This is a genomic window from Candidatus Zixiibacteriota bacterium (assembly GCA_040753495.1).
Classification (GTDB): Bacteria; Zixibacteria; MSB-5A5; order GN15; family PGXB01; genus DYGG01.
On the sequence record JBFMEF010000034.1, the window covers coordinates 1 to 15,937 of the forward strand.

Genomic DNA, 15,937 nt, shown 5'->3' on the forward strand with positions numbered 1-15,937 from the left:
GCTTCATGCCCCACCAAGCAATGGTTTCCTGACCGTTTCGAGAAGCTGGCAGTGCAACTTCATGAAAAATTCCGCGCCGGAGTTGTAGTCTATCTGTCGGAAAACGACCGGGAGCTGTATCGCCTGCGGGAGCATATCCCCGAGGATTTCCTTAAGTTTCATGGAAACGCCCCCCTGCCGATTCTGGCAGCCTCCTTGAGGCAGGTTGACCTGCTTATCAGCAATGATTCCGCCCTGGCGCATCTTGGGTCCGCGGTCGGAACTCCTGTGTTGGCTCTCTTCGGACCGACTCACCCGACTCTCGGCTTTGCTCCGCGAGGGTTGCGCGACCGCGTTATTCAGGTCGATGAGTTCTGCCGCCCCTGCTCATTACACGGCAGAACCCGATGCTACCGCGAGGAGCAGTATTGCTTCACCCGCATCGGTGTCGATGATGTCATGGCATCGGCTGCAGAATACCTCCAGGGAAACTTCAAAGGGACTCCCGCCCTCTTTGTGGACCGGGATGGCACCTTAATCAAGGAAAAGGAGTTTATCCGTCTGCCGGAAGAAGTTGAACCGGAAGAGGGGGCCATTGATGCCATCAAAGCGGCGCGACAAGCCGGATTCAAAATTATCGTCATCTCCAATCAGTCCGGAGTGGCGCGGGGATATTTCGATGAGGAAACGGTGCGTCGTATAAATCATCGAGTAAAGTCAATCTTTCGGGACGAAGGCGCGCCAATCGATGATATCTACTACTGCCCGCATTATATCCGGGGAACGGTCAAAGAATATGCCGTCCGCTGCCATTGCCGAAAACCATCAGCCGGGATGGTCGATACCGCCTGCCTCAAGCACAATTTGAATCCTTTCCGCTCGATTGTCATTGGGGACAAAATCAGCGACATCGAGCTGGCATACGTTTCCGGAGCCAGAGGAATCCTGGTTCGCACCGGGTACGGCAGTCGCGAGGCTGACAAACTTCAGCACAAAAATTTTCTTAAGCCTGAATATGTTGCCGGGGGGATTTTTGACGCCGTAAAATATCTGACCGGAAGCCAATAATAATATGATTGTCAAAGCGGCATATTACGAAAAATTGGATGGCAATAAAGTCCGTTGCCGTCTCTGTCCGGCTGACTGCCTGCTCACGGAAGGAAAAGTAGGCATCTGCGGAAGCCGCTTTAACCGCAATGGCAAACTGGTCACCGATAATTTCGGCGAACTGGTTACCGCCTGTTATGACCCTATCGAAAAGAAACCGCTTTATCACTTCTATCCCGGCTCCGTTATATTTTCTACCGGCGCTAATGGCTGTAATTTCAGTTGCGACAACTGCCAGAATTGGGAAATTTCCCAAACAAAGGTCCAGACTCAGTTTCTGGCGCCCGCCAATCTGGTGGAACTCGCCTCACGAAATGAATCAATCGGCGTCGCTTACACCTATACCGAGCCATTAATCTGGTTCGAATATATACTTCAGGCCGGTCGGCTGATTCACGAAGCCGGGCTAAAGAACGTGCTCGTAAGCAACGGCTATATCAATTCAGAACCGCTGGAGGAAATTTTGCCATTGATAGATGCCGCCAATATCGACCTGAAAGGGATGAAACCGCAGTTCTATAAAACTGTCTGCAAGGGAAAACTGGAACCGGTGCTGAAGAATATCCGGCGCTTTCATGAAGCGGGCGTGCATCTGGAAATCACCAATCTGGTAATTCCCGGGCTGAATGATACCACCGCCGATTTCGAGGCTCTAACCGATTTTGTGACGTCAATATCTCCCTCTCTGCCGCTGCACTTCTCGGCCTACTATCCGACCTTCAAAATGAAAAATCCCCCCACACCGGTAAGCACGCTAATGCTGGCGTATGAAATCGCCTCGAAAAAACTGGATTATGTCTATCTTGGGAACGTCAATATCCCCGACCGCTCCGATACCTTCTGCCCCAAATGCCACGCCCGGCTCATCAGCCGCCGGGGATATTCGACCTCGGAGGTAAATTTTGACCGGGGGAGCTGCGCCGCATGCGGACATCAAACCGGAATTGTCGTCTGAAGGCATATATTTCTCTTCAGGCGGCAATATAAGTGGTCGATAATTATAAGGATAAGCCGTCTATAAATTAGAATGAAATCTCCCTTTTGGAACGAGGGATACGCCCAATTTGTTTTATTTATATATGAACCAGTCAGTTTCCGCAGTCCGCAAACATGTTTCCGCCGCTTTATTGCTGACTTTGGCGATAACGTGTTTCTGTCTGGCATTTCTTGCTGAACCTGCTTACAGCCAATTCTATTTTGGGAAAAATAAAGTCCAGTACACCGACTTCGACTGGCAGGTGATGGAGACCGAGAATTTTCGATTTTTTTTCTATCCGGAAGAAGAGGAACTCGCCAAGATTGCCGCCCGTATCTCTGAAGACAGCTACCGCGAACTGGCATCCCGTTTCAAACTTGAAATCTACCGCCCCATTCCGCTCATAATATACAGTTCCCCCAACTATTTCAGCCAGACCAATGTCACCCCGTCGCTTCTGCCGGAATCGGTGGGCGGTTTTACGGAATTTCTCAAAGGACGGGTGGTGGTCCCTTTCCATGGTTCTTACTATGACTTCGAGCATGTCCTGCGTCACGAACTGGTGCATGTCTTTACTCTTTCCAAGCTGGAATCGGTCATGTCCAAACAGCGCTATTTCCGGATGGCGCCGCCGCCTCTCTGGTTTATCGAAGGGCTTGCCGAATGCTGGTCCACCAGTTGGGACAGTGAAGCCGATATGATTCTCAAAGATATGGTCCTCTCGGGGCGTCTGTTCACCATCGACCGCTTCTACGAAATTTCCGGCACCTATTTCATGTATAAACTGGGACAGTCGGTCTGCCAGTTTATCAGCGATGAATACGGCAGCGACAAATTGATTCTAATCTTCGAAAACTGGTGGAAAGGGGATGACTTTGACGAGATAGTCGAGATTACCCTCGGCGAGCCGCTGCGCGAAGTTTCGCGCAAGTGGGAATATGCGCTTAAGAAACGGTATTTTCCGCAGATTGCCGATGCCGGTTTAGCCAGTTATGAGACGGAGAAATTGACCAAGAGCGGCTACGCCCTTAAAGGGGTGCCGATAAAATTAAGCGACGGCAAATTGAGCGGCGAGTGGATTGTATTTAAAGCCAACAAACTCGGCTATTCCGGAATCTATATGATGCCCCCGGCGGGCGAAGCCACCAAACTCCATACTCTATTAAAAGGGGAGAGGTCCGCCAGTTTCGAGTCGCTTCATCTGCTGCAAAGCGGCATCGATGCCAGCAACCAGGGGCTGGTGCTGTTTTCATCCAAATCGGAAGAAAATGACGTGCTCTATCTCTACAGCATCCAGCGCAGAGAAATTGTCAAAAGATTTGAACTTGACGGTCTGGCGACCATCTCCTCGCCTCGCTTCTCTCCAACCGGTGACCGGGCCGTTTTCAGCGGCGCCGGTAAATCGGGCATCGCCGATATTTATCTTCTCGACCTCACCAGCGGCGCGCTTAAGATGTTGACCAATGATTTCTACAATGACGTCGACCCCGCTTTCAGCATTGATGGCGACTCAGTGATATTTGCTTCCGACCGCTGTCTGGATGGGGAGAATGGCGCCATCAACATCTACATGATGGCTGTCGCCGGTGGAAAACCGTCACCGCTCACCTCCGGAGACTGGCGCGATATCTCTCCCGAGCCGTCCGAGTCGGGGCTCTATTTTGCCTCCGACCGCAATGGCGCCTTCAATATCTACCGGCTTAATGAAGATAGAACTGTCGTAAGAATCACCTCCCTTCTTACCGGCGCTTACGACCCAAGAGTTACCCCCGATGGAAAAAGCCTCGTTTTCTCCGGCTACCAGGATTTCGGGTTTCATATCTATCGCACCCCGGTAGTGGACACAGCCGTATTTGCTCGTGAAGAGACCCCCGCCTACATCTCCAGCTGGAGGCCCGGCATGCTCGACAGCCGGAAAGTCAAATCATCGGTGCAGTACCAGACCGATTATTCCTTTGATATTGCCCAGTCGGCAATTTCCTATGACCCTGTCTACGGCTCCATCGGCGGCCTTCAGGTTGCCCTCTCCGATATGCTGGGCGACAACGCCTTTTATTTTCTTTTGACTAATACCGCCGAATCTAAAGACGACTTCTTTTCCAGTTTCAACGTGGCGGTAACCTATATCAATAAAAAGAAACGTCTCAACTGGGGCATCGGCGCTTATCACTTCTATGATGAATATTACAACGACTACGAAGGGTACTACTTTGAGCGGCAAGTCGGCGGCTTGGGACATCTGACCTACCCGCTGTCGAAATTCAACCGGGTCGAGGCGACCACGTTTGTGAGATATTCCGACAAAGACTCCTGGATTCTTGGCTACCGACGGCGCGCCCCGCTGGTCTCAAATTACTTCTCCGTGATATCCGACAATTCCATCTGGGATATCTCAGGACCGATTGAAGGACACCGCTACAACATCACCATTGGCGGCACCTATGCTCTTGATGAGGGTCGGGTCTTTAACCGGATTGGGCTGGTTGACCTGCGCCATTACCTGCGGCTGGGAAGATTCTCGGCGTACGCCTCGCGACTCTTTGCCTACAGCTCCTCCGGCGTCGAGCCGCAACGAATTTACTTTGGAGGAAGCTGGTCATTCCGGGGATTCAGCCGTCGCGCTTTTTACAACCGGAACATTCTCTTCACTTCCAATGAGCTCCGCTTCCCCCTGATAGATAATCTGGTCGTCGGATTTCCTTTCGGCGGAATCGGTTTTCAGGGAATTCGCGGGGCGCTCTTTGTCGATGCCGGCTCCGCCTGGGACAACGATTTCGACCGCTTTCTCGGCTCCTTTGGCGCCGGCTTCCGCGTGGCATTAGCCAATGTCATAGTTCTCCGGTTTGATTTTTCCCGCACGACCGACTTTGAAAAAATAAGCAAATCGACTGACTTCGACTTCTTTTTCGGATGGAATTTCTAATGATGCTCCGCAACTTTCTCTTTGTCACTCTGGCTCTCTTTCTTCTTGGCGGCTGTACCAAAAAATTCAAGTACGGACGAACCGATGAGATTCCGTCCACAAATTGGAAGTATGTTCGATACAACCAACAGGGGCAGGCATCCATCCCGGCCAGTTACAATGGAGGGCTTAATCTGATATGGGAAACCGGCTCTCCGGAAAGCCCCATCGGACCACCGTCATTGGGGGCAGGGATGCTCATTCACTCCGGCTCCAAAGGAAAACTGTTTTTCTATTCCCTTGACACCCATAAGTTTATGGGGCGATTGAAGATACGTGGGGCGTCACAAGCCGGTGTGGTGACCGCTGATTCGCTGGCTTACCTGGCGGTCGGACCATCCCGCAATCACTTGGTCTGTCTTAACTTATTCAATCAAAAACCGCTCTGGAGAGTCTCTTTAAAGGATGTTACCGGACAGCCGATAATATTAGAGAATCGGCTTTATGTCGGTTCCGCAGATGGAGAATTGCGCTGTCTTGACCGGCTGACCGGAGCGGGGATATGGCAAAAAAAGATTGCCGCTCGCTCCCTGGCAGGTCCCAGCCTTAATGACAGTCTGGTCTATTTCCCCTGCGATAATGGCGAATTGCGATGCCTTAACGCACTAACCGGTGATTCTGTGTTTACAACTGACCTGAGACAACCGTTGCTTTCCAAAGCGGCTGTGGGCGACCGAGTCTATGTCTCTGGCGCCGATGGCGGCTTTTTTGCCATTGATAAAATCAACGGAAAGGTTGTCTGGAAAAGCCAGTTCGACTGGCCTATCTGGACCTCGCCGGCGGTCGATGATTATGCCGTCTATATCGCCGACAACGGCGGTATTGTGCGGGCTCTTAATAAGAGCGATGGCTCTCTGCTCTGGGAGTTCAAGACTGGCGGAGTTGTCATCGCCTCACCGATAGTGGTGGGAGATTTTATTCTACTGGCCTCCCTGGACCGCTTTGTCTATTGTCTCAATAAGCGGACCGGCATTATGAATTCGCGGCGAGAACTGAAAAGCGAAATCAGATTCCCGCTGGTAAGCGACGGCCGCGGCATCTATGCCGTTGCCCATGACGGTTCAATCTTCTGCTTTGGTGATTAGCATGGAAACAATCGGTTACTCCGAAAACGACCTGAATTTCAATCTAAACGAAATCGCCCATGAAGCGGTGCGGGAAATATATATCTCCGCCAAGAAAATCTCGGTCTATTCGGCGGCGCATCCGCTGGCGCAGAAGACGGTCGGTCGTCCCTTCTTAATTTTCGACCGGCTGGCGCGATACAAAAAATATTTCAATCTGCATATTTCCGGCGGGAGGCTTTTTGCCCTGAATATTCGTGTGCGTCCTTCCATCTTTTCCGAGCAATTGATGGACTTCATGCAAAGACTCGATATTAAAGATATTATTTTCGATTGCCGTCTGACCACCCAGGAACTGACCCTGTTTCTTGACCGGCTGGTCAAGAAAGTCTCGGGGGCCGACTATCAGAGTATCATGATAAATTTTCTGGCGAAAAACAAAATTGAGAATATCCAGGTGAATGGTGAAATCGGCGCTATTCTCTTTGAGAAAGGGCTGAAATTTCAGGGCGACCTCCCCGGCGACTATTCGCTTCGGGCCGTGGTAAGCGCCTATTTCGGCGACAGTTTCGACACGCTTGCTTCCATGCTCCTTGATGAAGAGCTTCCTGTCGAGCAGTACCTGATGAAATTCCATCACGATTTTCTCCCGGCGCTGGTGCGTCATCTGATTCCCGAAAAGGTATCCCTGATGGAGCCGGGGGAACTCTGCGGCGCGATTGCTGAGAAAGTCCTTCATCTTGGCGAAAATCCCGCCGACCCTTCTACCCTGGAAATCCCCTTTGACCGCGCCCGGGCTCTGATTTCACTTCTCAACTTCCACCCTGACCGCGAAGAGATTCTCACCGGCTTGAAAGACGAACTTACCCGGAAAGGGGTGCCGGTCGATATCTATGCCGAAATCATCCCTCTGACCGGCGCTATCAAAGTGGAATCGCAGGAAAGGATTGACCAGTACCTTGATGCCACCTTCTACGGTGAATCGTTTGACCTGAATCTGGAAGAGTTTAGCGAGCATTTTTCCCGACTGCTGCGGACCGGCCAGCAGGGGAAAGCCAAAGCGGTCGTCAAACTGCTGGTGGAGCGACTTGCCGGAGACAACCTGGACTCCCGTCAGAAAGCGCTGGAGCTGCTGACCGTCACTCTGGCTACTTTTCATAATCCCAATTATCTCTTTCTTGTTGACCATATCGCCGAACTGCTCAACGAATTCCTCGCCGGCGGTAAGGAAACCTTCGAATTCTCGGAACTTATCTGGAATCTGGTCAAAGTATATTTCTCTCAGAAACGGTACGACCGCCTTTCAACGCTCTGCTCCGCGCTGCAAAAGCGCTGCCGTCACCAGGACGGCGTTACAATCTATGACTCCCTTGCCGTCAAGAAAGCAATCATGCAGTTCAACAATCGGGAGATGATTAACCAGCTGGTCTGGGAGATTGTCGATGGCCCCCAGGCCGGTTTTGGTGATATCAAAAATATTCTGGTGACTTTCGGGTCGGAAGAAGTCGCCTTTGCCCTCTCTACGATTGTCTCCCACGAGTCGCGACAGGTGCGTCAGAATGCTCTAAAAATTCTCTCCGAGCTGGGCAAGGCATCACTCAATGTCTTCTCCCGGATTATCGAAGACAATGCCAATTTTGAGCGGGATGAGGGACGGCATGAACTGCCTGACGCCCGCTGGTACCTGGTGCGCAATTCAATCTTTGTCCTGGGGGCATTGAAAGACCAGGAAGGATGCAAGGCTCTGCGGGTGCGGATTAATGACCCCGATACCCGGGTGCGGCGCGCCATCGTGGCGGCACTGGAAAAAATCGGCGGCGAACAGGCGCTCGACCTCCTCATGGTCATGGCTAATGATTCCGACCGTGAAATCAGCGAAGCCGCAATTATCGCCATAGGCCTTATCGGCACCCCGGAAATCGTCCCGGAACTGATTGACCTCGCCAACAATCGTCATCCCGACGTGGTTCGAATTATCACTACTCTCGGCATGCTGGGCGGGGAAGAGGCACGGAAATTCCTTGCCCATCTTCTGTCAGATACGGAACTGCAATCCCAGCTGACTTCCAACCGGTCTTCCCGCGATGAACTCCGTCTGGCTATTTTGAAAGCCCTGGGCAAGATCGGTGACAAAGAGTCTCTGGAGAAAATCAGAGAATTTAACGACACCCTCTCGGCATCGCAGAAAATTTTCTTCGGCGCCTCCAAACTAAATCGCGCCGCCCAGGATATCCTGAGCAAGAAAGAGCGTTAATCGCTCCCAAAATCGCCGCTCGACATTCTTGTACTCCTATACTGCCTTAATGGCAGTGTCAATCCGGCATAAACACGCCAAAATGGCGCATTAGTGCTGCCATTATGACTCTCAAGTCAAGTCAAAATGACCCATTAAATAATTATTATGTTGTGTAACAACGCGTTACAGGTTTTGGCACGCCGCTTGTGTTAACCTCCATTGCAATGATGAAAAGAGTAAAACAACAAGATACAAATGGAGGTGTTATTATGACTCTTGTCCGTTACAACCCGAACCGTGTCCTTGCGGAGATGAGCCGCGACTGGGACAACATCGTAGATTCATTCTTCAATTTCCCGTCCGTTCGTTCCTCTAACAGCTGGGCTTTCGTCCCGCGCGTTGACATCGCCGAAGAGAAAGACCAGATGCGCGTGGTCGCCGAAATCCCGGGGATGGAGAAAGATGATATTAAGGTTTACCTGGAGAACGGTGTTCTGACCATCTCCGGTGAGCGCAAGCCGATAATGGAACGGACTGAGGATACCAACTATGTTCGTTGCGAGCTGTCCAGTGGCTCTTTCTCTCGGTCCTTCACTCTCCCCGACCATGTCGATACGGAGAAGATCATGGCTGATTATAAGAATGGTCTCCTGACCATTGTCCTGCCGAAGACCGAGCAGAGCAAGCCCAAAGAGATTAAAGTGGCTGTTAAGTAATCAGCAACGAGCATATACTTGACAAGGAAAGCGGGCGGGTTGCGACAACTCGCCCGCTTTCTTCTGAATCTGAAAGGAGAACAAATATGGGAAAAATAATCGGAATAGACCTCGGCACCACCAACTCCTGTGTGGCGGTTATCGAGGGGAAAGACCCGGTGGTTATCACCAACTCCGAAGGGAGCCGCACCACCCCGTCGGTGGTCGCCATTGACAAAAACGGCGAACGGCTGGTAGGGCAGATTGCCAAACGCCAGGCGGTCACCAATCCCCTCAACACCATCTTCTCCGTCAAGCGGTTCATGGGGCGGATGTACGATGAAGTGCGCGAGGAAGCCAAAAACTATCCCTACAAAGTGAAAGCCGGCGAGCGCGGCGATGCCGTTATTGAAATGGGCGACAAAACCTATACTCCGCCGGAAATTTCGGCAATGATTCTGACCAAGATGAAGAAAACAGCCGAAGACTATCTGGGTCAGAAGGTGACCGAAGCGGTCATCACAGTTCCCGCATATTTCAATGACCGCCAGCGCCAGGCAACCAAGGACGCCGGACGGATTGCCGGACTGGATGTCAAGCGGATTATAAACGAGCCGACCGCGGCGGCCCTGGCGTACGGCCTCGATAAGAAGAAAACCGGCAAGGTGGCAGTATATGACCTCGGCGGCGGCACTTTCGATATCTCGATTCTGGAACTCTCCGAAGGGGTCTTCGAAGTTCTCTCCACCAACGGCGACACGCACCTCGGCGGTGATGATTTCGACAAGAGGATTATCGATTGGCTCGTCTCCGAGTTCAAGAAACAGGAAGGAATCGACCTCTCCCGCGACCCAATGGCGTTGCAGAGGCTCAAAGAGGCGGCCGAGAAGGCGAAGATTGAGCTTTCTTCCACTATGGAAACGACTATTAATCTTCCCTTCATCACGGCCGACCAGAACGGACCTAAGCATCTCAATCTGAGCCTGACGCGAGCCAGATTCGAGCAGCTGGTCGATGACCTCCTGGAGCGGACCATTGAGCCGTGCCGGAAAGCAATCGCCGACGCCAAGGTAAGTATCTCCGACATCAACGAAGTGATTCTTGTCGGCGGTATGACCAGAATGCCCAGGGTCATTGAGACCGTTCGGAAACTCTTTGGGAGAGAGCCGAACAAGAGCGTCAATCCCGATGAAGTGGTGGCAGTCGGCGCCGCTATTCAGGGCGGAGTGCTTGCCGGTGATGTCAAAGATGTCCTCCTCCTTGATGTCACCCCGCTTTCACTCGGTATCGAGACGCTCGGCGGCGTCATGACCCGCCTGATTGAGCGGAACACCACCATCCCGACCCGCAAGTCGCAGATATTCTCGACGGCGGCGGACAATCAGACGGCCGTCGATATCCATGTGCTTCAGGGCGAACGGGAGATGGCGATAGACAACAAGACCATCGGCAAGTTCATTCTCGATGGCATCCCGCCGGCGCCGCGCGGCCTCCCGCAGATTGAAGTTACTTTTGATATCGACGCCAACGGCATCCTGAATGTGACGGCTAAAGATATGGCGACCGGCAAATCGCAGAACGTCCGGATTGAAGCCTCTTCCGGTCTGACTGAGGCGGAGATTCAGAAAATGGTTAATGACGCCAAAGCGCACGAAACCGAGGATAAGGAGAAACGTCGGAAAATCGACACTCGCAACCACGCCGACGCCGCCATTTTCCAGGCGGAGAAAAATCTCCGTGAATATGGCGACAAACTCGATGCCGACAGCAAGGCTAAGATTGAAGCCGGCATTAGTCGGGTGAAAGAGGCCCTCAAAACCGAAAACTTCAGCGAGATGGAGTCGTCGGTGGAAGCCCTCAACCAGCTTTGGCATAATGCCGCGGCGCAGATGTACCAGAAAACCGCATCCGGCGCCGGACCGACCTCCGGTGGCGGCAGCGATACACCAGAATCGTCTGGCGAGAAAGATAAGACGGTTGACGCTGATTTCGAAGTGGTCAATTGAGTTGATAGAGAAGGGCGGGAGCAATCCCGTCCTCCCCTAATGGCTTTTAAAATTATATCTTGATGAGGAGAATGAGAGTATAATTCAAAGGTTGAGAATTAGCCCAATTATCTCGGAAGGCAGTTGATACTGACAAAATGGCAAAAGATTATTACAACGTTTTAGGTGTCTCGGAAGAGGCATCGCAGGAAGATATCAAAAAAGCGTTCCGACGTCTTGCCAAGCAGTATCATCCTGACCGCAACAAAGGGGACAAGAACGCTGAAAACAGATTCAAGGAGATTTCGGAAGCGTACGATATTCTGGGCGATGCCGAAAAGAGAAAACAGTATGATATGATGCGCCGCTACGGCGCTTATGACCCCCGCTACGCCCAGCAGGGAGGCGGCTTTGACCCCTCCCAATTCCAGCAGACTTTCCGCTTCGAAGACCTGGGCGGGTTCGGCTCTTTTGCCGATATTTTTAGTTCGATTTTTGGCGATGAAGATATTTTCAGCGCGCATCGTCCCGGGCGACAAGCCCGCTCCCGAAAAGGGAACGACCTGGCGCTGACCCTGAAAATCTCCTTCGAGGAATCTATTTCCGGCGCGCAGAAAACCATCGCACTGAATAAACCGGAGCCTTGTCCTGTCTGCGGCGGAAGCGGCGCCGAACCGGGAACCGAACAGGTTGTCTGCCCTCTATGCAATGGACGCGGGATGGTCAGCTCGGCGCAGGGAGGATTTTCCGTCTCCCGCCCCTGCCCCAAATGCCTCGGAAAAGGGGTCCTGCCGGGGAAACCATGCCACAATTGTGGCGGCGCCGGTCAAATCAAAACAAGAAAAAGAATTAAAGTGAATATTCCTCCCGGAGTTGAGCCGGGAGGGAAAATCCGCCTCAAGGGAATGGGGAATCCCGGAACCAATGGCGGGCAGAATGGAGATTTATTAATAACCGTGGACGTGGAAAAGAATCAGCAGTTCGAACGGAAAGGGAATGATATCTATACCAGAATTACCGTCTCATACCCCCAGGCGGTGCTCGGCGCCAAAGTGCCGGTCAAGACTCTGACGCGAAACATAAACTTGACCATTCCGCCCGGCACCAGTCACGGCACCATGCTTCGCCTCAAAGGGCAAGGGTTGGCGGTAAATGGGGCGCACGGCGACCAGCTGGTGGAAATCCAGATTGCCGTGCCGAAAGATATCACCCCGCGGCAACGAGAACTGCTTGAAGAATTGGCAAAGACGATGTAGGGAGTAGGTCAAAATCCCCCCGAGTTACCTGTCCTTCCCGTGTGGCGAGCGGGGGTTTTGACAACGAAGGTACTCTTCGCTGTTGCGGCAGGTCTTGATTTCGCCAGGTCAAGGGCGGCGCACTTGACTCTCATATTGCCTGCAGCGCGAAATTGTGACCTGCCGCTCTTCGAAGGTCCGATGACTTGCGATTAACTGACGGTCTCGAAATCCTGGTCTCTGGGCGGCAGATTGTAGGTCAAAGTCCCCCCGAGTTACCTGTCCCTTCCGTGTGGCGAGCGGGGGTTTTGACAACGAAGGTAATCTTTATGAGAAACTGGCTACATCAATCGCAGAGAGAGCAGGCTCTCACTGCCGTCATTGTGAAGAAAGGAAAGGCATATGAATCTAAATAAACTTACCCAGCGCTCGGCCGATGCCCTCAACTATGCGCAGCAGAAAGCGCAATCAGAATCGCATCCGCAGGTGACACCGCTTCATCTGCTGGCGGCGCTTCTGAATCAGGATGAAGGACTGGTCGGGCAGATTTTTAAGAAAATCGGGGTAGATGATAACGCCCTCGCAAATAAAATCGACGACGAATTAAGCCTTCAGCCCCGTCAGCAGGGAGGGCAATTATATATCTCCAACGACCTCTCGCAGGTTCTTTATCGCGCCGAGAATGAAGCGGCGCAGTTGAAAGATGAGTATGTCTCCGTGGAGCATCTCTTGCTCGCCCTGCTCGAAATAAAAAGCCGTGCCCAGGAAATTCTTAAAGAGTTTCGGCTCGACCGAAATAAACTGTTGCAGGCGCTCTCCTCGATACGCGGCACTACCCGGGTCACCGATGACAATCCGGAATCGAAATATCAGGTGCTCGAGAAATATTCCCGTGACCTCACGGCGCAAGCCCGCGCCGGCAAACTCGACCCGGTCATCGGGCGGGATGACGAAATCCGGCGCCTCATAAAAATCCTCTCCCGCCGCACCAAAAATAATCCGGTTCTAATTGGCGAGCCGGGGGTCGGTAAGACTGCCATCGTTGAAGGACTGGCGCAAAAAATAGTCATTGGCGAAGTGCCGGAGACTCTCAAGAATCGAATAGTCGTGGCGCTCGACCTGGGCGCCTTGATTGCCGGCTCCAAATTCCGCGGCGAGTTCGAAGAGCGTTTGAAAGCGATTATCAAGGAGGTCGAGGGGGCGCAGGGGAGAATTATTCTCTTTATTGACGAACTCCATACCATTGTCGGCGCCGGCGCTGTCAGCGGCGCGATGGATGCCTCCAATATGCTCAAACCGGCGCTGGCGCGGGGAGAACTTCGCTGTATCGGCGCCACCACCCTCGATGAATACCGCAAGAATATCGAGAAAGATGCCGCCCTGGAGCGACGATTCGCGCCGGTGCTGGTGGAGCCGCCGTCGGTCGAAGATACCATTTCCATCCTCCGCGGCCTTCGCGAAAGATATGAGATTCATCACGGCATTAAGATCAAGGATGAAGCCCTGGTGGCGGCGGCAAAACTCTCCGACCGGTACATCTCTGACCGCTTCCTCCCCGATAAGGCGATTGACCTGATGGATGAAGCGGCCGCAGAGCTGCGGATTTCTATCGATTCCATGCCCGAAGAACTCGACGCTATCGAAAAGAGAATCCGCCAATTGGAAATCGAAAAAGAAGGGATGAAGCGGGAGAAAGATGCCGGCCAGCGTATTAAGCCGATTGAGGAAGAGCTGAAAGAGCTCTATGCGCAGAGAGACGACCTGCGAACGCAGTGGCTCAAAGAAAAAGAGACCGTGGAGGCGATTCATAAGATAAAGTCGGAAATCGAAGAGTTGAAACTTCGCGCCGCCGATGCCGAGCGCCGCGCCAACTACGAGGAAGCGGCTCGTCTCAAATATGGTGACCTGGCTGAGGCCGACAAAAAGCTGCAATTCTTAACGCATTCGCTGACATCGATTCAATCCCAGCGGAAACTTCTCAAAGAGGAAGTCGATGCTGACGACGTGGCCGAAGTCGTTTCCAAATGGACCGGCATACCGGTTTCGCGACTGACCGAATCAGAAATGGCGAAACTTCTTCATCTGGAAGATAAACTTCACGAGCGAATTGTCGGCCAGAACGAGGCGGTAATTGCGGTCGCCAACGCCGTCCGCCAATCGAGAGCAGGACTCTCCGACCCCAACCGCCCGATTGCATCGTTTATCTTTCTCGGTCCGACCGGGGTCGGGAAGACAGAACTGGCGCGAACCCTGGCGGAATTCCTCTATGGCACCGAGGAGGCGATGGTGCGCATCGATATGTCGGAATATATGGAAAAATTCTCGGTTTCCCGTCTCATCGGGGCGCCGCCGGGATATGTCGGTTACGAAGAAGGGGGACAGTTGACCGAAGCCGTTCGTCGCCGCCCTTACGCCGTGGTGCTGCTCGATGAAATAGAAAAGGCGCATCATGACGTCTTTAATATCCTCTTGCAGGTTCTTGATGATGGCCGCCTTACCGACAATCAGGGTCGAACCGTCAGCTTCAAAAACGCCATCCTGATTATGACCAGCAATATCGGCGCCGAATATATCCAGTCCGAATCGGTCACGCTCGACGAGCGCAACCGGGAAGAGGTTTATGAACGGATGAAGCGGGAAGTTCTCAACCTGCTTCGCCATAATCTCCGACCTGAATTCCTCAACCGGGTTGATGAAACCATAGTTTTTGCGGCATTGACCCGTGACGAAATCCGCCAAATCGTCTTAATGCAGTTTGAGCGGATCAAGAAACTCCTGTTGGAAAAAGATATCGCAATAGTACTGACCGACGCCGCTGTTGCCTATCTGGCGGAGGAAGGGTATGACCCCACCTTTGGCGCCCGTCCCATCAAGCGACTCATAAACAAAGAGCTGAACCAGCAGGTGGCTAAAATGATTCTTGCCGGAGAGATTAAACCGGGCGACAAAGTCAAAATCGATTATGTCGATTTCGAGTTGAAGATAGGCAAGGATAATTAAGTGAAATGAAATGACTCTACGCGCTTTTGGGTAAGAGGGTGGCATCGACCCTCAAATTGAAATCTGACTTGTTAAGGTGAGTTAGATCCGCAGGACTCTTTGTTCTTGTCACTCATCGCTATCGCTCTTAATTTCTGTCAATTCCAGCTTCTCGACCATCTCCATCAGCCGGGTCTGCCCCTCGGCATACTCCATCCGACCTGCAATATTCAGTTCGAATATCAGAATCTCTGTCCCGACGTCTATGTAAGCGACCGATGCCATCGATGATTTCGCGCCCGGGTCAGATGTTTCCAGAATAAAGACATTTCTCTCCTCCGCAATCTTCAACGAGTCTCTCTTCTTGAATTGAAGCGAGGAACTCTTCTTTAAATAGGAAATGGAATCCCGGCTTATGAATTCACGAAAGGTAAGCGAATCAATCTTATATATCCAGACGACTATCATCGCCTTATTGTTGTAATATTCCTGGTCGCCCGGAAAGCAGGCGGCGGAGCGACCGTCAATGCGCGGATTCTCCAGGTCAAACTTCCACCCTTTGGGAGGATTGATATCAACCTGGTATATCCCCCCTTGGTAAAAAATTCCGAGCGGCAGTGTCGTCTGCTGACCGCTGACAGCTATTGACAGAATCAGCAGAATCGACCCAATCAATGGAATGAACTTCATACCGTATTATACAGCATAAAATACAATAC

10 protein-coding genes are annotated in these 15,937 nt (G+C 52.2%); 9 read left to right on the plus strand and 1 reads right to left on the minus strand.

What is annotated here, in order from left to right; all coding sequences use genetic code 11:
• The 9 genes from AB1690_01715 to clpB all read left to right on the plus strand — a co-directional run.
• Positions 1-1,047, plus strand: a 1,047-nt coding sequence (locus tag AB1690_01715; GenBank protein ID MEW6014016.1) for an HAD-IIIA family hydrolase, incomplete at its 5' end; no start/stop codon positions are given.
• Between the two features lie 4 nt (positions 1,048-1,051).
• On the plus strand, positions 1,052-2,041 hold the full coding sequence (amrS, locus tag AB1690_01720; GenBank protein ID MEW6014017.1) for an AmmeMemoRadiSam system radical SAM enzyme: 990 nt from the start codon (positions 1,052-1,054) through the stop codon (positions 2,039-2,041).
• 109 nt (positions 2,042-2,150) lie between these two features.
• Positions 2,151-4,985, plus strand: a complete 2,835-nt coding sequence (locus AB1690_01725) for a hypothetical protein (GenBank protein ID MEW6014018.1) — start codon at positions 2,151-2,153, stop codon at positions 4,983-4,985.
• Positions 4,985-6,109, plus strand: coding sequence for a PQQ-binding-like beta-propeller repeat protein (locus AB1690_01730; GenBank protein ID MEW6014019.1), 1,125 nt, complete (start codon positions 4,985-4,987; stop codon positions 6,107-6,109). Before AB1690_01725 ends, AB1690_01730 begins: the two co-directional genes overlap by 1 nt.
• Before the next feature lies 1 nt (position 6,110).
• Positions 6,111-8,342 (plus strand): HEAT repeat domain-containing protein, encoded by a 2,232-nt coding sequence (locus AB1690_01735; protein MEW6014020.1) that lies wholly within the window; start codon positions 6,111-6,113, stop codon positions 8,340-8,342.
• A 251-nt stretch (positions 8,343-8,593) separates the two neighbouring features.
• A complete protein-coding gene (locus AB1690_01740; protein MEW6014021.1) occupies positions 8,594-9,040 on the plus strand; it encodes an Hsp20/alpha crystallin family protein in 447 nt (148 codons plus the stop codon).
• An 86-nt stretch (positions 9,041-9,126) separates the two neighbouring features.
• The gene (dnaK, locus tag AB1690_01745) at positions 9,127-11,025 is read left to right on the plus strand and encodes a molecular chaperone DnaK (protein ID MEW6014022.1); all 1,899 of its coding nucleotides are present in this window, start codon (positions 9,127-9,129) and stop codon (positions 11,023-11,025) included.
• A 137-nt stretch (positions 11,026-11,162) separates the two neighbouring features.
• Positions 11,163-12,260 (plus strand): molecular chaperone DnaJ, encoded by a 1,098-nt coding sequence (dnaJ, locus tag AB1690_01750; protein MEW6014023.1) that lies wholly within the window; start codon positions 11,163-11,165, stop codon positions 12,258-12,260.
• A gap of 381 nt (positions 12,261-12,641) precedes the next feature.
• Positions 12,642-15,239, plus strand: a complete 2,598-nt coding sequence (gene clpB, locus AB1690_01755; GenBank protein MEW6014024.1) for an ATP-dependent chaperone ClpB — start codon at positions 12,642-12,644, stop codon at positions 15,237-15,239.
• A gap of 108 nt (positions 15,240-15,347) precedes the next feature.
• Here clpB and AB1690_01760 read toward each other — a convergent pair whose 3' ends face one another.
• Positions 15,348-15,908 (minus strand): hypothetical protein, encoded by a 561-nt coding sequence (locus AB1690_01760; GenBank protein ID MEW6014025.1) that lies wholly within the window; start codon positions 15,906-15,908, stop codon positions 15,348-15,350.
• Positions 15,909-15,937 lie beyond the last annotated feature (29 nt).